Raw genomic sequence first — 21,439 nt, 5'->3', positions numbered from 1 at the left:
TACTTATTCCCATCATTGCTCTAACTTATTCAATTACTATAGAATTATAAATAAAATATGTTCTGATGTCAATACATATCTTATATTGTATATATGCTTCAGAATATATAGTATCTCAAATCTTCATAAATTATTTTGACTATAACGCCGAGAGGTACAGCAGCCACCATTCCTATAAATCCTGCTGCCTTATCTCCTATAAGGAGCAATAAAATTACCGTAAGAGGATGCATGCTTATGCTATCTGCTGTTATTTTAGGACACAATATGTTTCCTTCTATTTGCTGAAGTGCGTATAGCCATATTGTAACCTCAATTGCAGTTTTCGGAGAATTCATGAAAGCTATAAAAATGGCTGGAAGCGTTCCAAATATGGGACCGAAATATGGTATTATATTAAAAAAAGCATTTATCAAAGAAAGTATAATTGGAAAATTCACTTTTAATAGTACAAGTATTACAAATGTAGCTATTCCTACAAATAAACTTAAAATCAATTGGCTTACTATATATCTGCCAAGTATCTTATCTATGTGACAGCTTATTTTATAAACTGTACTTCTACTCTTTATAGGGAAAAAATTCAATATACCATATTCTATACGTTTTCCATCTACTAAAAAGTAATATACTATTATAGGTACTATAATTGCATATATTAGTATGCTACTTAGATTTAATATAAAATCATATATTTTCCCCGATATTCCTATTATTACATCTTGCAGTTTATAATATATATTATTTGTAAAAGTATGAAATATTCCACTATTTTTAATAGGTTTTAAGCTGGTATATATATTATTTATCAAATCCTGTATGCTGTTTAAAGCATTTTTTACATTTAGATTCCCCTTGAAAAAATATGGGAGAGCAGCTAAAAATCCTCCTACTATTATTAATACTATGATACATATAAGTATAAGAGCTGATATTGACTTGTTGACTCCCTCATCAACAAGTTTCATGTGAAAGGGCTTCAAAGCATATGTTATTAAAAAAGATATGATAAACAGATACATAAATTCCCTAAATATAGAAACTTTCATAAAAAATACGATTATTAACGTTGCTGCAGAAAATATTGAAATATACTTTAATATCTTCTCTCTTTTAATCTCCATTTCAATTTTCCTCTTTATTATTTATAGATTTCCATATGTAAAATATTTTTCTCTCCAAGTATCAAATTCTTAGCAGACAATATCTTCCTCCCATGTAGAATATCATATATAAATCCTCTTGACATGACAAAAGCCCTTATATTGAAACTTTTCTCATAAAATATTATATCCTCCAGACGCCCCATTATATTTCCCCTTTTGTCCACAACATTTACAGCTTTTATATCACCGAATTTAAGACCTTGCATTCCATTCAATTTTGATGCAATAATGACAGGATCAAGACTTAACGTATTTTCTACATATACACTAGTATCCTTTTTCAATATACTATTTGAAATTACATTAAAACCTTTTACCGCTTTTAAATTAAAATCTATAAGCAGATCTCCTACAAAGCCTAAATTTTTACCATCCATACCTACAACTTCCGTAAAAATAAAATCTCTTATCCTATACAAATTATCACCTTTTTCAGTTCAGCATTTCAATATACATAATATAAATTATAAATAGTTTTTCCAAATAAATAAAAAATATAACTCTTAGGGGAAAATCCTTTAAGAGTTATATTATAAAATATTATACTTTTTTAAGTACCTTCTTGTTATTCATATTATTATAGTCATTTACAATATCTTGCAATGTCGTTGATTCCATAACACTATCTATGCTGTCTCTAATTTTTGACCACAAGAGCCTTGTTGCGCAACAGTCGATATTATCACATGAATTACCATTTATATCATCTATACACTCAGATATTTCTATAGGGCCTTCAAGTACTCCCATAATATCACCTATCGTTATATGCTCAGGGTGTCTACTAAGCATATACCCTCCCTGGGCTCCTCTCACACTTCTAATTAAATTTGCCTTCCTAAGTGGAGAAAACAGCTGTTCTAAATAGTATTCAGATATGCCTTGCCTTTTTGAAATCTTCTTTATAGATGCAGGCTCATCGCCATAGTGAATAGCAAGATCAACCATAGCCTTAACTCCGTATCTTCCTTTTGTGGATAGTTTCACTTAACCACTTCCTTTGACACTCAACTTATAATACTCCTATTTAATATTATCAAATCCGAGTAAACCTGTCAACAATAATAAAAATACCCCTTAAAATCAGTATTCCATTTTTCTGTCTTTAAAATATACTATTTTCAAATTATAATCCTCCGATATCTGTACTGCTTCTTTGAAATTATTTCCTATATCTCCCGGCATATGTGCATCCGATCCTATGGTTATATACTTTCCACCAAGTTCACTGTACCTTCTGTATATTTGACATAAACTTTTAAAAGATGATTTGTTGCTTAACCTTCTTGTGTTTAATTCTATACATTTTCCTCTTTGTATTATAAGCTTTAATATTTCATCCAAAATATCCGAAAATTCTTCATAATACAACTCTTTATCTGCATAGACTGCATATCTGCATATGTAATCTATGTGTGCAAGGCTATCTATAAAATCAAACCTTTTCAAATTCAGGAACATGTCCTTAAGATATTTGCCATAAGCTTCATTTTTGCTTTTCCCTTTATAAAAATCATCGTAATATAAATCTATATTATCTAAAAGATGAATTGATCCTATCACATAGTCAAAGGGATTCTCTAATGCTATAAGTCTCGACTCTTCTACGCAGTCCTCTTTCATTCCAATCTCTACGCCTAAAAGCATAGTATCATCTCTAAAATCAGAATATGCCTTAAAATAGTCTTCTACATTAAATGAGAATTCACCTTTTTTAGGATATCCGATATCCATATGCTCAGTGAGTATAAGGCATAATTCATTGTTTTTTGCCGAATTTAATGCATCTTCTATTTTCATACTGGAATCAGTAGAAAATTTTGTATGTACGTGGGTGTCAAACATAATTGTTCACCTCATTCTATTAATATCTATTTACTATAATAATTTATTTTTAAAAAATTAGAACATATTATTTAAATATTGAAGAAGTATTACAATAATAGGTATTGTTATCATGGATACTATAGTAGTTATAAAAACACTTTTTGATGCCAATTTTTCATCAGAACCATATCTCTGGGCAAGTATTGGAGATAGAACAGCAACAGGCATTGCCTCAATTACCACAGTTATCTGAAGCATCAAACTATCAGCATTTATAAGCTTCAATATTACAAAACTTAAAATTGGGGCCATAATCAATCTTAAAAAACAGATATAGTATACAATGCTTCCACTAAAAATATCTTTTAATCTCATTTCCGCTAGCATCGAACCAACTATAATCATGGAAAGCGGTGTAGTCATAGATCCTATAGATCCTATAGCCGTATTTAAAACCGAAGGTATTTTTATTGAATACAGAAACATGATAAATCCTACTACGGTTGCAATTACAGCCGGATTTAATATAACTCCTTTCATAGTCTTTATATCCTTTTTGCCGGTGTATATCATAACTCCTAAACTAAATATTATTATATTAAATGGTATATTAAAAACAGCTCCGTAAAATATACCTGTCTTGCCAAAAAGTCCTTCCAAAACCGGATAACCCATAAACCCACTATTTGAAAATATAGTTGCAAACCTAATAATTTTACTTGAATTTATATCATAATTCAATGTAATAAATCTACTTAAAAACACCATAATAATATTTATTATAAAAGAATATATAAATATACGTTTTGCTTCCATAAACATATCCAAAGAATAATTATAATCAAAAGAAGTTAGAAGAAGTGCTGGAAGCGTTATATTTATAAGCAAATTTGAAAGATCTTTATTCCCTCTTTCTGTTATAATATTTTTCTTTCTTGCAAATACACCGAACCCCATAATAAGAGACAAAATAATCACTTCATTTATTACATTATAATTCAAATGTGTCTCCCCCCAAAGTCAAAACTAAAAGCACATTTTATATTATATTTAATATTCTATAAAATCTCAAATATAGTATTAAACCTAATATAAATTTTAATAAGCCTGTTTTGCGATAACCCTATATATTATTTCACCCAGCATCATTGCTGTAGCCAAATCCAAAATTACATGTTGCTTTATAAATTGAGTTGATAATATTATCAAAATACCAACTATCCATATTAGTATTGTCGATCTCACATTTTCACGTGGTAGCTTCAATGATCCTCTCATTACGGCGTATGTAGTCAAAACATGTATACTCGGACAACAATTGAATGGTTTGTCAATTTTATAAGTATCTCTTACAAGATCTGATAAAAAATCATTTCCATACACTGCAGGTCGTGGCACATTAGTTTGAAAAAACAAATAGACTATATAACATATTATCATTCCTAAAATTATAGTAAGCAGTACTTTATAATAAATTTTTTTGTTTATAAAACAAAAAAACATCAGAGATATAATTATAAAAGGATACCATATCCAATAAACAAGAATAAATTCTTTTACAAAAGGAACATACCTATCTACATTCATAGTCAACACATAATATCCTCTTGATGAATTATCAAGTAATAAATAAACTATATTTACAATGGGTATAGCTATCATCGGACTCAGATACAATATATTTTTTCTAAAATTTTTCATTACCTTTTGCATATCCAAATTCTCCAATATAAACATTTCTAAATTACAATTCATTCCCAATATATATTTTAATCTTAAAATGGCGGTATTTTCACAATAAATTTCTTATAAAAAAGAAAATATTATTAAAATAGCCGTCTCCAAATTGAATAGAGCACAGCTACTTTTAATTTTTTCTAGATCTTATCTATACTTCTTCTCTCCGGCTTTTTATTTTTTATCTTCTTTCTTCTCTTCTCAAGCTCTTCCTCTATTTCATCCAGAGTTATACCCTGGTTCACCATAAGTACAACCATATGATATATAAGATCACATATTTCTGGAATTTCTTCATCTTTTTTTCCATTTTTACTTGCAATTATAACTTCAGTGGATTCTTCACCCACCTTTTTCAAAATCTTGTCTATCCCTTTTGCAAATAGATAATTTGTATAGGAATCCTCTACAGGATTTTTCTTTCTATCCTCTATCACCTTGTAAAGTTCTTCAATAACACTTTTAATTTTCATGAGTATACGTATCCTCCTTCAGTTTACATTTATCAATTATCTCTTGTCAATTGATTGAAAAAGCAGCTCCTGCTTCCTGTATGGCAGGCTGCTCCTATTTGATCCACCTTTATTAAAAGTGTATCATAATCACAGTCCACAGCTATACTCTTCACATGTTGAAAATGTCCTGAAGTGGCTCCCTTGTTCCAGTATTCCTGCCTTGATCTGCTCCAGAACCAGGTAGTACCGGTTTCTATAGTCCTTTTAAGTGATTCTGCATTCATGTAGGCAAGCATGAGTACCTGGTTATTTTCAAAATCCTGAACTACTGCCGGAATAAGTCCGCCTCTAAAATCAACCTTTTCAAGCAGCTTGCCGTCATAATTTAGTTTGGGCATATTCTGTACCTCCCTATAACCTGACCGGTATATTTTTTTTATAAAGATATTGTTTTACTTCTTTTATGGTAAGTTCTCCATAGTGGAAAAGTGATGCAACTAGTGCTGCATCTGCACCGGTATCTTCAAAGACGTCATAAAAATCCCTCAATGAACCACAGCCTCCAGAAGCAATTACAGGAATATTGACCAAATCTGAAACTGCATTTGTTACAGGTATGTCATACCCTTCCTTCGTACCATCCGCATCCATGCTTGTAAGCAGAATCTCACCTGCTCCAAGTTCTTCAACCTTTCTGGCCCATTGGAGTGCATCAAGCCCGGTATCTATTCTCCCTCCATTTATTACTACATTCCAGCCGCTCTTGTCCTTTCTCATTCTGGCATCAATGGCAACTACTACACATTGACTTCCAAATCTATCTGCCGCCCTTGTTATTAGATCAGGATCTCTGATAGCCGCTGAATTAACCGATATTTTATCTGCCCCCGCCCTCAAAATATTTTTGAAGTCATCAAGGTTTCTTATTCCGCCACCTACAGTAAGTGGTATAAACACCTGCTCTGCCGTTCTTCTCACTACATCTATCATGGTCCTGCGTTTTTCATGAGTTGCAGTTATGTCCAGGAATACTATCTCGTCTGCCCCATGAGAATTATATACTTTTGCTATTTCAACAGGATCGCCTACATCCTTCAAATTCACAAAATTTATTCCCTTTACAACCCTTCCCATATTTACATCCAGGCATGGAATTATTCTTTTTGTAAGCAATTTTTTCACTTCCTATCCATTATTTGCTCAAGTACCGATATAAAAAATTTCATATCCTCTTCCGAACCTATACTGACTCTAAGATAATTATCTATTTTTTTCTTATTAAAATATCTGACAAGAACACCTTTCTTCCTCAATTCTTTAAAAAGTACATCAGCTCTATAAAACGGGTGGTTTATAAAAATAAAATTGGCTTTTGAAGGTATAACCTTGAATCCAAGTTTATTGAGTTTAACTGTGACCTTTTCTCTTGTATTAATTATACGTACTGTACATTTTTTAAAATATGCATCATCCTCTATGGCAGACACCGCTGCCGCATTGGCTATTCTGTCCACTGTATAGGAATTGAAGGAATTCTTTATTCTGTTCAATCCATCTATGAGCTCTTCCTGTCCCATGGCAAAACCCACACGGATTCCTGCAAGTGAACGTGATTTGGAGAATGTCTGAACTACAAGGAGATTCTTATAAGCCTTTATAAGTCCAACTACTGAATCACATCCAAAATCAACATAGGCTTCATCGATTATTACAACTTTGCTTGAATTATAATCAAGTATTTTCTTTATTGAATCCACATCAAGACATCTTCCCGTAGGAGCATTTGGATTTGGAATTACTATGCCTCCATTTTCAGAAAGAAATCTATTTACCGGAATGGAAAAATCCTCATTCAGTTCTGCAAGTTTGTATTTTATATTGTACAATGATGCGTACACAGGATAGAAGCTGTAACTTATGTCCGGAAAAATTATAGTTTCATCGGTATTGAAAAATGTAAGAAATGAAATTGCCAGTACCTCATCAGAACCATTTCCAACAAAAACTTGATTTTTATTCAGTCCATAGTATTCTGCAATAGTCTCTCTAAGCACATCACAATCCGGATCCGGATAGAGTCTCAAATCTCCATTTGCCGTATTCTTTATTGTTTCAATAACTTTCGGCGATGGCGGATATGGACTTTCATTGGTATTCAATTTTACATATTTTTTGTCTTTAGGCTGTTCCCCGCATACATAGGGTTCCACACTTTTTGTAAGTTTGCTCCAATATATACTCATAATCGGTTCACACCTCCCCTGTATAATCTTTTTATCTGCATAATTCTATGGCTTCCTTTAAATCTATGTTTCCCGAATATATAGCTTTGCCTGTAATAGCACCATAAATTCCCATTTCATTTATATGCTTCAGGTCATCTATATTTTTAATTCCACCTGAGGCTATTATATTGCACCCCACGTTATCATTGATTTCGGAAAGTTGTTCAATATTCGGACCCTGCAGCGTTCCATCCTTGCTTATATCTGTAAATATAATGGTTTTGACCCCTATGTTCTCCATCTGCCTTGCGAAATCTATGTAATCCACACTGCTTACATCGAGCCATCCATTTACAGCAACTTTTTTATCCTTTGCATCTATACCTACAGCTATCTTGTCTCCATGTCTTTTCACTGATTTCTTTACAAAATCCGGGTTTTTCAGTGCTGCAGTTCCAAGTATTACCCTTGACACTCCACCTTCAACAAGCATATCTACAGTTTCCATGTTCCTTATTCCACCGCCGAGTTCTACTGGAATTCCTACAGTTTTAACTATATTCAATATGACATCCAAATTTTTTATTTTTCCATTTAGTGCCCCATCCAGATCCACCATGTGAATATATTCTGCCCTAGCTCTTCTAAATTCCGATGCCACCTTCAATGGATCTTCTCCTACGACTTCTGATTTTTCAAACTTTCCCTGATACAACCTTACACATTTGCCATCTCTTAAATCTATAGCTGGAAGTATTATCATTTTATCAGCTCCCAAAAATTTTTTAACATCTGCATGCCAGGTTCTCCGCTCTTTTCAGGATGGAATTGAAGCCCATATACATTTCCCTTGCTCACTACTGCAGGAGTATCTATGCCATAAACGCTGTGGGCATTCAGTATTCCCTCCTCCTCAATTGCAGCATAGTAGGAATGTACAAAATACACATAACTTCCTCCCTTGACATTCCTCAGTATCTTGCATGGCTTGTCAATTACAAGATTGTTCCATCCCATATGCGGTATTTTCAAATTCACTTCGAATTTTTTGATCTTTCCTTTTAGAAAACCAAGTCCTTTTGTCGGTCTTACTTCTTCACTTTCTTCAAACAGCAGCTGCATTCCAAGACATATTCCCATAAGCGGTATTCCAGCTTCCACTGCTCTTTTCAAAACGCCGTCTATACCCAATTTCTTTATATTTTCCATGGCATCCGGGAAAGCCCCTACTCCAGGAAGAATTATCCCCAAGCTTTTTAATATTCTATCCCGGTCACCAGTTATCTCAGCTTCAGCACCTATGAACTCCAGAGCTTTTTGCACACTTCTCAAATTTCCCATTCCATAATCTATAATAGAAATCATTCCACAGCCCTCTTTTCATCTAATAAATTATTGCACTTATATTGTTCCCTTTGTAGACAATACACCCTTTATATCATCATCTATAGTATAGGCCTCTTTAAAAGCATGCCCAAATGCCTTGAACATCCCCTCTATGATATGATGGGTATTCTTACCGTAAAATGACTTTACATGCAGTGTCATATCTGAATTAAATGCCAGTGCCCTAAAAAACTCCTCTACAAGTTCCGTATCCATTTCGCCTACCTTCTGGCTTTTCAGCTCACCTTCAAATACAAGATAGGGACGGCCGCTCAAATCTATAGATGCCATCTCGAGGCTCTCATCCATTGGGACAAAGAATGTACCATAGCGTCTTATATGCTTCTTGTCTCCAAGTGCACCTTTTATACACTTTCCAATGACTATGCCTGTATCTTCAATTGTATGGTGAAAATCCACATTCAGGTCCCCCTTCGCCTTTACATTCAAGTCGACCATACCATGCTTTGATATCATGGTAAGCATATGATCGAAGAACCCTATTCCTGTATCAATATTGTAATTTCCTTCTCCATCTATATCCATGTCAGCAGTTATATTTGTCTCCAAAGTATTTCGTGAAATCGAGAATTTCCTGTGATCTTTCAGTTCCATAAATTTCACCCCTCTAGTTTTTCCTTACATATATGGAGTTTCTGTGGGCTGTAAGCCCTTCGTCTTCCGCTATGGTTATAATGCTGTCCGCCGCCTTTTGAAGCTCCTCTTTTGAATAATATATATAACTTGATTTCTTTACAAAGTCATCTACGGAAAGAGGTGAAAAAAATCTGGCCGTTCCGCTTGTAGGCAGCACATGATTTGGGCCTCCAAAGTAATCTCCAAGAGGTTCTGGACTATATGACCCCAGGAACACAGAGCCTGCATTTCTCACATATGGAAGATATGAAAATGGATCTTTTATACACAGTTCCATGTGCTCCGGTGCTATTTCATTTCCCATGTCCAGTGCCTCCTCCAGACTGTCCACTACAATGATTATTCCGTTATTTCTGATGGATTCCTCTATTATATCCTTTCTTCCAAGTTGTTCTATCTGTCTTTCTATTTCCTCATCTACCTGTTTTGCAAAATCATAGGATGTAGTTACAAGTGCAGCCGATGCCAGTTTGTCATGCTCCGCCTGTGACATGAGATCTGCTGCCGTAAATACTGGATTTGCAGTTTCATCTGCTATAACGAGTATTTCGCTGGGTCCTGCTATCATGTCTATGTCCACTTCTCCATAGACAAGCTTTTTTGAAGTTGCAACGTATATATTCCCCGGGCCAACTATCTTATCCACTTTTGGAATTGTTTCCGTACCATAGGCAAGGGCTGCTACAGCCTGAGCCCCTCCTATCTTGTATATTTTATCCGCACCCGCTATGTCTGCTGCTACAAGCACACTGGGATTTATGTCAAGATTCTTTCTAACCGGCGTTACCATTATTATTTCATCCACCCCTGCAATCTTGGCAGGAATTATATTCATGAGTACAGATGAAGGATAGGCTGCTGTTCCTCCCGGTACATAAACACCCACCCTCTTTAGAGGTATATATCTCTGGCCCATTATTTTTCCAGGTTCATCTGCCACTACAAAGGAATTATGTCTCTGCCTTTCATGGAATTTTTCAATATTCTTTTTTGCTTTCTTTAAAGCTTCAATAAATTTTTTGTTCACTTTTCCATAGGCTTCATCTATTTCATCTTTCTTTACTAAAATATTAGTTGAATTCAGTTCTTTTGAATCAAATTTGTTAGTATAATTAATTAAGGCCAGATCACCTTTCTTCCTTACTTCACTCAGTATGTTGCTAACTGATTTAACAACGCCTGAATCCACTTCAGTTCTTCTGTTTTTTAAAAGTTTTAAATAGTTGTCTTTCCCTTTTTTATTTCCTTCAATTATTTTAATCAATTCATGGCCTCCTTAAATTCCACTGCTGTCTGTTCTCTTCTTACTACTTCATTCTTCAAATTGTCTACTATATCTTCTATCTCATCCTTTTTCATCTTCAAGCTTGCCATATTTACTATAAGCCTTGTACTTATATCACATATATCATTATAGACTTCAAGACCATTTTCTCTTAAAGTTGTTCCTGTCTCCACTATATCCACAATAGCATCAGACAATCCAAGGATCGGTGCAAGTTCTACAGAACCCTCTATTTTTATTATTTCGATGTCGTACCCTAGTTTTTTAAAATAATTTCTTGCTACATGAGGATACTTTGTTGCTATTTTTTTTCTGCTGTATCCTTCATAAAAGTTTTTACCTTTAGGTCCTGCCAGAGCAAATTTACATCTTCCAAATTTTAGATCCATTATTTCATAACAGTTTTTGTCAAATTCCATCATAGTATCTTTTCCAACTATACCGATATCAACAACTCCATGCTCCACATAAGTAAGAACATCCGGTGCTTTTACGAGTACAAAATCCACATTGTACCTGTCATCATGAAAAATTAGTTTTCTTCCCTTATTTTCAATTCCACTGCAATCAGCACCTATTGATTTGAACATCTCTACTGCATTTTTTTCTATTCTTCCCTTTGTCAATGCTATCTTTAAAAGTCTTCTATTATTCAAAAATTTCACTTCCCCATATTATTACTTCACATTTATATTACTATAAATTCATCCATTCCTTTTAAATTAAAATATTTATGAGCCTCATTTTCATCATCAAAAATACTTAATTCCACAACAGCTCCTTCCTTTCTAAGTTTTTCAGCCATTGCATATGCATTTTTATAATTTCCATCATTATAATATATAAGTATCTTTCTTTTATGCATTCTATACTTATCCACACTACCAATTACTTTCATAATATTGTTGACATCTATAGCAAGTCCTGTAGCGCACTCATCATCACCAAATTGACTTGCAAGATTATCATACCTTCCTCCACTTAATATGCTGTCTCCTACACCTTGTGCATAACCTCTAAAAATTATTCCAGTATAATAATCAATATTTTGTATCATTCCCAAATCAACTGATATATGTTTTTCATACCCTGCATCACAAACGGCCATATATACCTTTCTTAAATTATCAATGGATTCAATCGCCTCAATATTATCCGTCATCGATTTCGCTCTATCTAAAATTTCAATATCTCCAAATAACTTTGGAAGCTCTGAAAATATACATCTATATTTTTCATCCATACAATATCCATTTTCATCTATAAAGTTTTCAAGAGCTGTAAAATTTTTATTTTCTATATAGTATTTAAGTAAATTCTCCTTTTCATAATCCATTCTAGCTTCTTTTATTATACTCTTGAAAAAATCAATCTGCCCAAGTTCTATTTTAAAATCTTCAAGCCCACATTTCAAAAGAGCTCTTATGGCAGTTGTTACAATCTCCACATCTGCCTTCATACTTTCTGTTCCCAATATTTCTATACCTGATTGTGCAATTTCTATATCTTTGCCATTTAAGTTCTCATTTTGCCTATATATATTTTCCATATAGCAAAGTTTCAGAGGATGTGGCGCTCTTTTCAATTTAGTAGCTGAAATTCTAACTGCCGGCGTAGTCATATCAGGCCTCAACACCATCATTCTTCCCTGTTTATCAAACAATTTGTACATGTCTTCTTGTTTAAATATTGTTTTATCATAATTGAAAACATCATAAAATTCTAAAAGTGGTGATGAAATTTCCAGGAAACCAGCATCAATATAAGTTTGCCTAAGTATATTTTGTATCTCAACTTTTTTGCTGCACTCCTCAAAAATAAGATCTTTAGCCCCTTCCGGTATATATCTATTCCAGTTTTCCATCTATGTCCTCCTAATTTTAGTTTATCGTGGTAAAGTGATAAATCACTATAGCGTTACTATATCAAATATTTAAACAAAATTCAATAGTTTTTCATTTAAAAATACCTGACCAAATTGAACAAATTCTACCCGGTCAGGTATAAAAAACAACAAATTTATTTGGATATTAATGTTCCTATTTTAGTTATGCCCGGAACTGCCATATATAAATCATCTGAAATAATTTCAGATGCAACTAATTTTTCATTTTCATACACATTTCTTATAATTTTTGATCTGTATCCATTACGTCCCTGCTGAATAACAACAGATTTTCCTTTTGGCATATTAAAAGCATTTACAACCTTGGTAACTGATGGTATTTCTTCATAAACATTATCTGAAACAATATATTTTCTCTTCAATAAACTTGAATTCGAGTAGATATTTATATGTATGTTTCTATTTTCGGTATGTGATTCTATATAAATGGGATAATTCAAAGTATTTCTAAATTTAAAATCTATATTATTCCAATCAACTGTGGCATCCAAACCTATATCTACATATGAAGGAGGTATAGTATGGTGTGATCTTTCAACAGGCACAAGTCCAGCCCTCAATACAGCATTATACAAAGTACTTGATACCTGACAAATTCCACCTCCTATACCGGAATCAATCTTGTCACCCACTATAACTGGTGCCTCCATAAAGCCTCTTTCCTGTGTCCTCTCCCCAACACAATAATTAAAGCTGAAAACCTCCCCTGGCATAATGAGCTTATCATTTATTAGTCTTGAAGAAAGCTCTATATTATGAGCCCTTTCATAAGATGATGAACTAAAATCCGTACTGAAATGTGCTATATTTGCATTAATTGAAGAAAGTTTATTCTTGTCAACATAGGCTCTATATTCTACAACAGGTGCAATTATCTTTATATTATGAATATCTTTACTGTTGATTTTTCTCTTTATTTCATCTTCAAGCTTGTCTTCCTGTAGTTTATAGCCCTTAATATCAGGATTGATGCCTATTTTCCCATTATGCATATTTTTAATACCGGCATTAATAGGTTTTTTATCCACATTGCTCCTTATATTACCTATTAGACTTTTTATGTAATTTTGATCATAGATAAAAACTACATTATATAATTTTGAAAATCTCTTTTTCAAGATTTTATCTCTTTCACTCAACGTCAATTTCCTTTTTTCAGCGCCAACTTTGCTATCAAATTTATTTTCAATATAGTAGTCCTTGATCAATTTGGAATTTTCTAAAGTGTAAATCCTACCATTTGCCTGTATACTTATTTTTTCTTTCATCAATGGCTCTATATATTGAACCTTAATCATCTCTTTATCTTCGTTTATACTTCTACTTTTAAAATATAGCTCATTTACCTTTACACCATAATATACTAGATTATCCCATTTTCTATTATTGGTATACGCTTTCCACATCACTCCACACATGGTACTAACGGAAAAAAGTATTACCTGTAAAATCAAAAATTTTGCAGTAAAAGTCATTCGATAATTTCTTTCAAACATAAATTTCCTCTTGTATTTACTCATCGTTTAATCATCATTGCCAAAAAAGCTAATAATATTGTTTATCCTCTTTGTTTCATAGTCTATCATATTATCTTGTTCATTCAACAAATTTTCATTTATTTGTATCTGTTCTCTATAATCATCCACCAATTTGGTTAGTTTCTCTATTTCATCCTTATAATTTTGTATTACGTCCTTAACTGAATCATAGTGTTCTTTTGAAAACTTCTTCAAAATATTTAATCTTTTCTTACCGTCAGAAATAAGCTTGTCCAAGTCTATTTCTGAAGAATCAATGATAGTAATTATAGATTCTCTTTTAACCTTATGCGGCAGACTTTCAGGGAGTGCATTTATAAAATTCCCAAGCATGAAAATTGTATCAATAGCACTGTTTTCAATTCCATATGACGAATATATCTCATCAATAGTTAAATTGTCTTTTCGTTTATGACCAATTTCATCTATAATTTTATTATCTGGAGCTTTATTGTATATATTATTACTTTCAGAATATTGAGACTCAACTTCTTTATTTCCAACATTATCAGGTTTACTTTCTATTTTATTACTATTACTATCATTCTTAATATCAATTTTCTCTATATTTGAATCATCAGTTGTCTCTTTAGCAGACTTTTCAACTAAGTTCAGCTTCTCAAACATCGACATAATCTTTGACATATTTATTTCTCCCTTACTCATTAATCTAACTTTCGTTTCGGTTTCAGCTTCAAAAACACTATAATTTTTATATATTATAAAAGAACATACAAAATTTCTCTTCCTGAAATTATTCCTGCTATAACTACAATAAGGCATATTATAGCATGAGAAAATCTTTTTGTTAATTTATAATTTTCCTCTAATAAATACCTTTGAATTAATTCTATAATCACCCTGCTTAACAACAAAGTTATAACAAAAATTATCATTTGAATTATAATTGGTTTCCACATCATAAACAATACCATCCAGTTAAATTTGAATTATTTATTAAATATTATATAATATTATATTAAATTAGGCAATATATCTGAAATCACAATTAATATAGAATAAATTGGCATATAAAAAACAGCATTTGATCCAGTAAAACAAGATTCATATGCTGTTCCTTATATTATACTTTAAAATATACTTTAAAATTAGAAATCAACTTTTTTTCCATTATAAATATATTGAAATAATTTTTTCATTTCAGCTTCTGTTATTTCCCTTGGATTGGACCCAGTACAAGCATCTTTAATGGCATTATGGGATATATAATCAAGATTTTCATTAAAATCATTTTCGCTTATTCCATAATCTTTGATAGTAGAAGGAATATCCATTTTTTTATTCATTTTTCTAATCAGTTCAGTTAAGGAATCTATCAGCTCATTATTGGTATTTCCCGAAAGTTTAAGTACCTTAGCTATACTTGCATATCTTTCTTCACATGCTTTTTTATTAAAATCTATAACATAAGGAAGGAATATAGCATTTGCACATCCATGAGGTATATGAAATACTGCTCCTGTCTTATGTGCCATACTGTGCGTTATTCCAAGAAGTGCATTTGAAAATGCCATTCCTGCCAGACATTGTGCTATATGCATATGGCCTCTGGCCTCTTTGTCTCCTTCATAGGACTTAAGTAAATATTTATTGATCATGACTATTGCATGAATGGCAAGTGGGTCTGAGAAATCAGAATGTAATCCTGCAACGTATGCTTCTATTGCATGTGTAAGTGCATCCATTCCGGTATGTGCTGTAAGCTTTTTAGGCATAGTTTGTGCAAGGGCAGGGTCTATTATTGCTACATCTGGAGTTAAATTAAAATCGGCAAGGGGATACTTGATCTTTGATTTATAATCTGTTATTACAGAAAAGGCAGTTACTTCACTGGCAGTTCCACTTGTAGAAGGTATGGCCAAAAATCTTGCTTTCTGTCTCAATTTTGGAATTCCAAATGGAATCACTGCCTTTTCAAAAGTAAAATCCGGGTATTCATAGAATATCCACATTGCCTTTGCCGCATCAATCGGCGACCCACCACCTATGGCAACTATCCAGTCAGGTTCAAACTCTCTCATAACTTTAGCGCCTTTCATAACGGTTTCAACAGATGGATCTGGTTCAATACCTTCTATTAACTTTATTTCGATACCTGCTTCTTTCAAATATTCTTCAACTCTATCCAAAAATCCGAATCTTTTCATAGAGCCTCCACCTATAACTATTACTGCTTTGTGACCTTCTAAATTTTTAAGTTCCTCTAAAGCATTTTTTCCAAAATAAATATCTCTTGGCAACGTAAATCTTGACATCTACAATCCTCCTTTATCATAACATATGATTAATCTACTTAATAGTGTATGAATTCATACACTAAATTCCATATATGCATTTAATAAACTAACTATATTATACAATAATCAATTCAAAATGCACACAACAATAGAATCAAAAAGAGTAAAGTCAAATTTAAAGCTCTACTCTTTTCATTCTACAACTCATAATCTCTAGTTTTCCCCAGGAAGCACAGTGACACCATACCATTTCCACAATGTGTACCCATTCCAAGCCCTAATGGATTTACAACAAATCTATTATTAGGAAATTCTTCTTTAACCATATTTTTTAAAATTTCGGCATCTTTAGGGCAGTATCCATGGGATATTCCTATAAGTTTATTTTCCTTAAAATCTGACATTTCTCTAAACCTATCTATAAGATATTTAAATGCCTTTTTCTTGCCCCTCACAGTAGCTACATTTTTAAGAGTACCATCCTTGTGTATTACTATTATAGGCTTCATATCCAGAAGTGTTCCAATTGCAGCTTTAGATGAAGATATTCTTCCTCCCTTTTTCAGATGCTTTAAATCTTCCACCACGAACCAATAATTCATCTTATTCTTGTTTTCTTCTATCCAGTTAACTATTCCTTTTTTATCGTGCCCTTCTTTTGCCATTTCAACTGCATGATGAACCAAAAGTCCAAGCCCTATAGAAGCTCCCTTACTGTCTATTACAGTTATATCTGCATTTTTATGCTCCCTAATGATCTCTTCCATCGCAAGCTTTGAACTGTTGAAAGTTCCACTTATACCTGATGACATACCTATGTATATTATAGGTCTGTGCTCTTTTAAAAGCTGCTTAAATTTTTCCAGAAATCTGTATTCATTTATTTGAGTTGTATATGGCATCTCTCCACCTTTAAGTCCGGTATAGAATTCTTCATAGCTTAAAGAATGTCCAAAATCATCTTCATATTCATTACCATTAAAATGGCATACAAGACCTAAAAAGGGAATATTATTGTTTAATATATAACTTTCTGGCATATCACAGCTAGCATCTGTCATAATTATAGGTTCTACCACAAGCAATCTCCCCTTATCAGCATTCATTTTATGAATTAGTATAATACTATAACATATATTTAGTATACCATCAATATAAGATTAATACTATAAATTAAAGTCTAAAATAACCTACACCAGCTTCGAATATCTTCTGATCTTTATCTCCAGGAATGTTTTTTATTACATTTTTACCTATTCTTTCCGAGTGTCCCATTTTTCCAAGTATTCTTCCATCCGGACTGGTTATTCCTTCAACAGCATAGAAAGACCCATTTGGATTAAATTCATCTCTATAACTAGGATTCCCTTGAAAATCAACATACTGCGTTGCTATCTGTCCATTATCTATAAGTATTCTGATCATATTTTCTGAAGCAATAAATCTTCCTTCCCCATGAGATATTGCAATCGAATGGATATCTCCTACATTTACATTTTTAAGCCATGGAGATAGATTTGATGCTATCCTTGTATTAACTATTCGTGAAATATGGCGCCCTATCTTATTATAGGTAAGAGTAGGATAATCACTTTTTATATCCCTTATATCTCCAAATGGTACCAAGCCAAGCTTTATAAGTGCCTGAAAGCCATTGCATATTCCGAGCATAAGTCCGTCTCTTCTATTCAAAAGATCATCAACAGCAAATTTTATTTTTGAATTTCTAAATACATCAGCTATAAATTTTCCCGAGCCATCCGGTTCATCACCTGCACTGAATCCCCCAGGAAACATAATTATCTGTGAATTTTTTATTCTGTCCACTATTTCATCTATGGACTCCTCTATCTGTCTTACATTCAAATTCCTAAGAACCAGGGTATCAACCTCAGCTCCTGCACTTATAAATGCTCTTTCAGAATCATATTCACAATTGGTCCCAGGAAATACAGGTATGAAAACTCTTGGCTTTACAATTTTGACAACTGGAGATATAGTAGTTTTCTTTTCAAAATTTACCACATCTATTTTGCCATTATCTTTCTCTGTTCTCATAGGAAATACTTTTTCTAGAGGTTCACTCCATACTTCTATCATGTCATCTATGGCAATGCTCTCATCTTTAAATTCTATAGCTTCATCAGCATGTGTAACTCCAATCAATTTATAATCAATATTCCTCAGCACATCTTCTATATCTGCATCTTTATCAATTTCTGCTATTATTGAACCATAGTAAGGGAAAAACAATTCTTCCATATCCAAATCATCCGAAAGTTTAATTCCTATCTTGTTTCCAAAGCTCATATTGCTGACAGTACGTGCTATTCCCATATCCTTAACTGTCTCTGCGGATATTATACTTCCCTGTTCAATAAGTGAATGTATAATTTCATAGTTCTTGTTCATCATCTCAAAATCCGGCATTCCATATTTATCTATAGCTGTCGGTACAATCACTATGCTGCTTCCTGTCTGTTTGAATTCAGGCGATATTATAACATCTGCGTTTTCAGTAGTTATGGCAAAAGATACTAGAGTTGGTGGAACATCCATATCCTTGAAAGTTCCCGACATACTGTCCTTTCCTCCTATTGCAGCTATATTGAATTTTTTCTGGGCATAAAGTGCACCAAGCAGTGCGGAAAATGGTTTTCCCCATCTCTCGGGCTCTTTTTGAGGACTTCCAAAATACTCCTGAAAAGTAAGTCTTATATCAGGAGCCTTTCCTCCTGCCGCTACAACTTTTGCCACTGATTCGCACACTGCATATACAGCACCATGAAAGGGACTCCACTTTGCTATATCCGGATTATATCCATAACTCATAATAGTAGCCGTATCTGTATTTCCAGAAAGAACAGGGAGCTTTGCAGCCATGGCGTCTATCCTTGTAAATTGATATTTACCACCAAAAGGCATAAGAACCGTGTTGGCCCCTATAGTACTGTCAAATCTCTCAACAAGCCCTTTCTGGCTGCATACATTCAATTGTCCAAGCATATCGAGCCACCTTTTCTTCAAAGGTTCATCTTTTCTACTGTACTTGCTTTTATCAAAATACGATGAAGATTCATCCGGCAATTTTACAAGTACGTCTGCTTCCGCCCTGACTCCGTTGGTATCTATAAATTTTCTGCTTAGATCCACAATAAGCTTTTCTCTCCAGTAAAGCCTCATTCTGCCGGTATCTGTAACTACTGCCACTGCAGTTGCCTCCAGATTCTCTTCCTCTGCATACTTTATAAACCTATCCTTGTCATCCTTTGAAACTACAACTGCCATACGCTCCTGTGATTCGGATATTGCAAGCTCGGTTCCATCCAATCCCTCATATTTCTTAGGTACGAGATCAAGATTTATATCAAGACCTTCTGCCAATTCCCCTATTGCAACAGATACACCTCCGGCTCCAAAATCATTGCATCTCTTTATAAGTCTGCTTACCTCATGTTTTCTAAACAGTCTCTGAAGCTTTCTTTCCGTAACTGGATTTCCTTTCTGTACTTCAGCTCCTGACGTCAATATTGACTTTTCAGTATGTTTTTTAGAAGATCCCGTAGCTCCACCACAGCCATCTCTTCCAGTTCTACCGCCAAGAAGTATGACAATATCTGATGCTTCCGGTCTCTTTCTAACTACATTTTCAGCTGGTGCAGCACCTACTACAGCACCTATTTCCATCCTCTTCGCAATATATCCTGGATCATATATCTCATTTACAAGTCCAGTTGCAAGACCTATCTGATTTCCATATGAACTGTAACCCTGAGCTGCACCTGTAGTTATCTTTTTTTGTGGAAGTTTTCCTTCAAGAGTCGACTTCAAATCCACTGTAGGATCTCCACTTCCTGTAACTCTCATGGCCTGGTACACATATGATCTTCCAGACAAAGGATCTCTTATTGCACCGCCGATACATGTTGCCGCACCTCCAAATGGTTCTATCTCCGTTGGATGGTTATGAGTTTCATTTTTAAACATAACAAGCCATTTTTCCATACTATCGTCTACATCAACATCCACTACTATACTGCAGGCATTTATTTCTTCAGACTCATCAAGATCCTCAAGTTTTCCTTCAGCTTTTAATTTTCTCATGGCAATAGTTGCAATATCCATGAGGCATACAGGCTTACCTTCCCTATTAAGTTCACTTCTAAATTTCAGATAATTATCATAGGAGTTTTTAATAGGAACGGAAAACTTTCCTTCCTCTATTTTTACATTTTTTAATTCAGTCATGAAAGTAGTATGCCTACAGTGATCCGACCAATATGTATCTATGACTTTTATTTCAGTTATAGTAGGATTTCTCTTTTCCTCACTTTTAAAGTAATCCCTGCAAAATTCAAGATCTTCAAGACTCATAGCAAGTCCTTTCTCCTCTAAAAATTTGCTGAGCTCTTTCTCTGTTTTTTCTATAAATCCATCTAAAATCTCCACATTCTGCGGTACATGCACTTTTTCATCCATTACAGTGAGCTTTTCAAGGGAGGCCTCTCTGGAATCCACTGGATTTATACAGTAATTTTTTATATTATTAAATTCTTCCTCTGTTATATTTCCCTCAATTACATATACTTTGGAAGATACTATATCAATTCTTTCTTTTTGAGTTAATATCTGAATACATTGTGAAGCTGAATCAGCTCTCTGATCATATTGGCCGGGAAGATACTGAACTGCAAAAATTCTGTTTTTACCTACATCTGGTATATCTTCGTCATAAACAAAATCTACCGTTTTTTCTGCGAATACGGTATATTTTAATTTTTCATATTCATCTTTTCCCATATCCTTAATATCGTATCTGTTTATTAACCTAATATTTTTCACGTCGTTAATGCCAAGGCTTTCTTTTATATCTTTCAAAAGTGCCCGTGCCTCTATGTTAAATTCCGTCTTTTTTTCTACAAACAATCTTCTAATATTCATACTGTTCTCTCCCCTAACTGTATTTTCGAACATTTTTCATTTTTTAATAGAAATAATT

At 33.3% G+C, this 21,439-nt stretch carries 22 protein-coding genes and 1 other annotated feature (1 of these 23 running past the window's edge); all 22 genes read right to left on the bottom strand.

Features of this window, described 5'->3' with window-relative positions; genetic code table 11:
- Positions 1–25: a binding site (T-box leader), on the bottom strand; it reaches 156 nt to the left of the window's first position.
- 73 nt (positions 26–98) lie between these two features.
- Positions 99–1,124 carry an AI-2E family transporter gene (locus ACSVC9_RS05850; RefSeq protein WP_446899411.1) on the bottom strand — a complete coding sequence of 342 codons (1,026 nt, stop codon included), beginning with the start codon at positions 1,122–1,124 and terminating at the stop codon, positions 99–101.
- Positions 1,125–1,141: 17 nt separating this feature from the next.
- Entirely contained in the window at positions 1,142–1,585 is a 444-nt protein-coding gene (locus ACSVC9_RS05845; protein WP_446899410.1) for a PRC-barrel domain-containing protein, read from the bottom strand.
- Positions 1,586–1,706: 121 nt separating this feature from the next.
- Positions 1,707–2,153: an RrF2 family transcriptional regulator gene (locus ACSVC9_RS05840; protein ID WP_446899409.1), complete on the bottom strand. Its 447-nt coding sequence runs from the start codon at positions 2,151–2,153 to the stop codon at positions 1,707–1,709.
- A 96-nt stretch (positions 2,154–2,249) separates the two neighbouring features.
- Positions 2,250–3,011 (bottom strand): histidinol phosphate phosphatase, encoded by a 762-nt coding sequence (locus ACSVC9_RS05835; RefSeq protein ID WP_446899408.1) that lies wholly within the window; start codon positions 3,009–3,011, stop codon positions 2,250–2,252.
- Between the two features lie 57 nt (positions 3,012–3,068).
- A complete protein-coding gene (locus ACSVC9_RS05830) occupies positions 3,069–3,995 on the bottom strand; it encodes an AEC family transporter (RefSeq protein ID WP_446899407.1) in 927 nt (308 codons plus the stop codon).
- Positions 3,996–4,091: 96 nt separating this feature from the next.
- A complete protein-coding gene (locus ACSVC9_RS05825) occupies positions 4,092–4,706 on the bottom strand; it encodes a phosphatase PAP2 family protein (RefSeq protein WP_446899406.1) in 615 nt (204 codons plus the stop codon).
- Positions 4,707–4,870: 164 nt separating this feature from the next.
- Positions 4,871–5,203, bottom strand: a complete 333-nt coding sequence (hisE, locus tag ACSVC9_RS05820; RefSeq protein ID WP_446899405.1) for a phosphoribosyl-ATP diphosphatase — start codon at positions 5,201–5,203, stop codon at positions 4,871–4,873.
- A gap of 32 nt (positions 5,204–5,235) precedes the next feature.
- Positions 5,236–5,583 carry a phosphoribosyl-AMP cyclohydrolase gene (hisI, locus tag ACSVC9_RS05815; protein ID WP_446899404.1) on the bottom strand — a complete coding sequence of 116 codons (348 nt, stop codon included), beginning with the start codon at positions 5,581–5,583 and terminating at the stop codon, positions 5,236–5,238.
- 13 nt (positions 5,584–5,596) lie between these two features.
- Positions 5,597–6,358 carry an imidazole glycerol phosphate synthase subunit HisF gene (gene hisF, locus ACSVC9_RS05810; RefSeq protein ID WP_291719949.1) on the bottom strand — a complete coding sequence of 254 codons (762 nt, stop codon included), beginning with the start codon at positions 6,356–6,358 and terminating at the stop codon, positions 5,597–5,599.
- Positions 6,359–6,363: 5 nt separating this feature from the next.
- Positions 6,364–7,428 (bottom strand): histidinol-phosphate transaminase, encoded by a 1,065-nt coding sequence (gene hisC / locus ACSVC9_RS05805; protein WP_446899403.1) that lies wholly within the window; start codon positions 7,426–7,428, stop codon positions 6,364–6,366.
- Between the two features lie 31 nt (positions 7,429–7,459).
- Positions 7,460–8,173, bottom strand: coding sequence for a 1-(5-phosphoribosyl)-5-[(5-phosphoribosylamino)methylideneamino]imidazole-4-carboxamide isomerase (hisA, locus tag ACSVC9_RS05800; protein WP_446899402.1), 714 nt, complete (start codon positions 8,171–8,173; stop codon positions 7,460–7,462).
- A complete protein-coding gene (gene hisH / locus ACSVC9_RS05795) occupies positions 8,170–8,775 on the bottom strand; it encodes an imidazole glycerol phosphate synthase subunit HisH (protein ID WP_446899401.1) in 606 nt (201 codons plus the stop codon). Before hisH ends, hisA begins: the two co-directional genes overlap by 4 nt.
- Before the next feature lie 36 nt (positions 8,776–8,811).
- Positions 8,812–9,411 carry an imidazoleglycerol-phosphate dehydratase HisB gene (gene hisB / locus ACSVC9_RS05790; RefSeq protein WP_446899400.1) on the bottom strand — a complete coding sequence of 200 codons (600 nt, stop codon included), beginning with the start codon at positions 9,409–9,411 and terminating at the stop codon, positions 8,812–8,814.
- Positions 9,412–9,424: 13 nt separating this feature from the next.
- Entirely contained in the window at positions 9,425–10,717 is a 1,293-nt protein-coding gene (hisD, locus tag ACSVC9_RS05785) for a histidinol dehydrogenase (RefSeq protein WP_446899399.1), read from the bottom strand.
- On the bottom strand, positions 10,714–11,394 hold the full coding sequence (gene hisG, locus ACSVC9_RS05780) for an ATP phosphoribosyltransferase (protein ID WP_446899398.1): 681 nt from the start codon (positions 11,392–11,394) through the stop codon (positions 10,714–10,716). The genes hisD and hisG overlap by 4 nt, the downstream gene beginning before the upstream one ends.
- A gap of 32 nt (positions 11,395–11,426) precedes the next feature.
- Positions 11,427–12,602 (bottom strand): ATP phosphoribosyltransferase regulatory subunit, encoded by a 1,176-nt coding sequence (hisZ, locus tag ACSVC9_RS05775; protein WP_446899397.1) that lies wholly within the window; start codon positions 12,600–12,602, stop codon positions 11,427–11,429.
- A gap of 155 nt (positions 12,603–12,757) precedes the next feature.
- Complete coding sequence (locus tag ACSVC9_RS05770; RefSeq protein ID WP_446899396.1) at positions 12,758–14,140, bottom strand: VanW family protein; 1,383 nt, start codon at positions 14,138–14,140, stop codon at positions 12,758–12,760.
- A 27-nt stretch (positions 14,141–14,167) separates the two neighbouring features.
- Entirely contained in the window at positions 14,168–14,827 is a 660-nt protein-coding gene (locus ACSVC9_RS05765; protein ID WP_446899395.1) for a hypothetical protein, read from the bottom strand.
- Positions 14,828–14,901: 74 nt separating this feature from the next.
- Positions 14,902–15,105 (bottom strand): hypothetical protein, encoded by a 204-nt coding sequence (locus ACSVC9_RS05760; RefSeq protein ID WP_446899394.1) that lies wholly within the window; start codon positions 15,103–15,105, stop codon positions 14,902–14,904.
- 186 nt (positions 15,106–15,291) lie between these two features.
- Positions 15,292–16,458, bottom strand: coding sequence for an iron-containing alcohol dehydrogenase (locus ACSVC9_RS05755; protein ID WP_446899393.1), 1,167 nt, complete (start codon positions 16,456–16,458; stop codon positions 15,292–15,294).
- 179 nt (positions 16,459–16,637) lie between these two features.
- Positions 16,638–17,546, bottom strand: coding sequence for a DegV family protein (locus ACSVC9_RS05750; protein WP_446899392.1), 909 nt, complete (start codon positions 17,544–17,546; stop codon positions 16,638–16,640).
- Between the two features lie 67 nt (positions 17,547–17,613).
- On the bottom strand, positions 17,614–21,381 hold the full coding sequence (locus ACSVC9_RS05745) for a phosphoribosylformylglycinamidine synthase (protein WP_446899391.1): 3,768 nt from the start codon (positions 21,379–21,381) through the stop codon (positions 17,614–17,616).
- Between the last annotated feature and the right edge of the window lie 58 nt (positions 21,382–21,439).

The organism is Clostridium sp. LBM24168, assembly GCF_052953915.1.
Note: the sequence above shows the minus strand (reverse complement) of the source record. Positions and strands in the feature narration are given on the sequence as shown.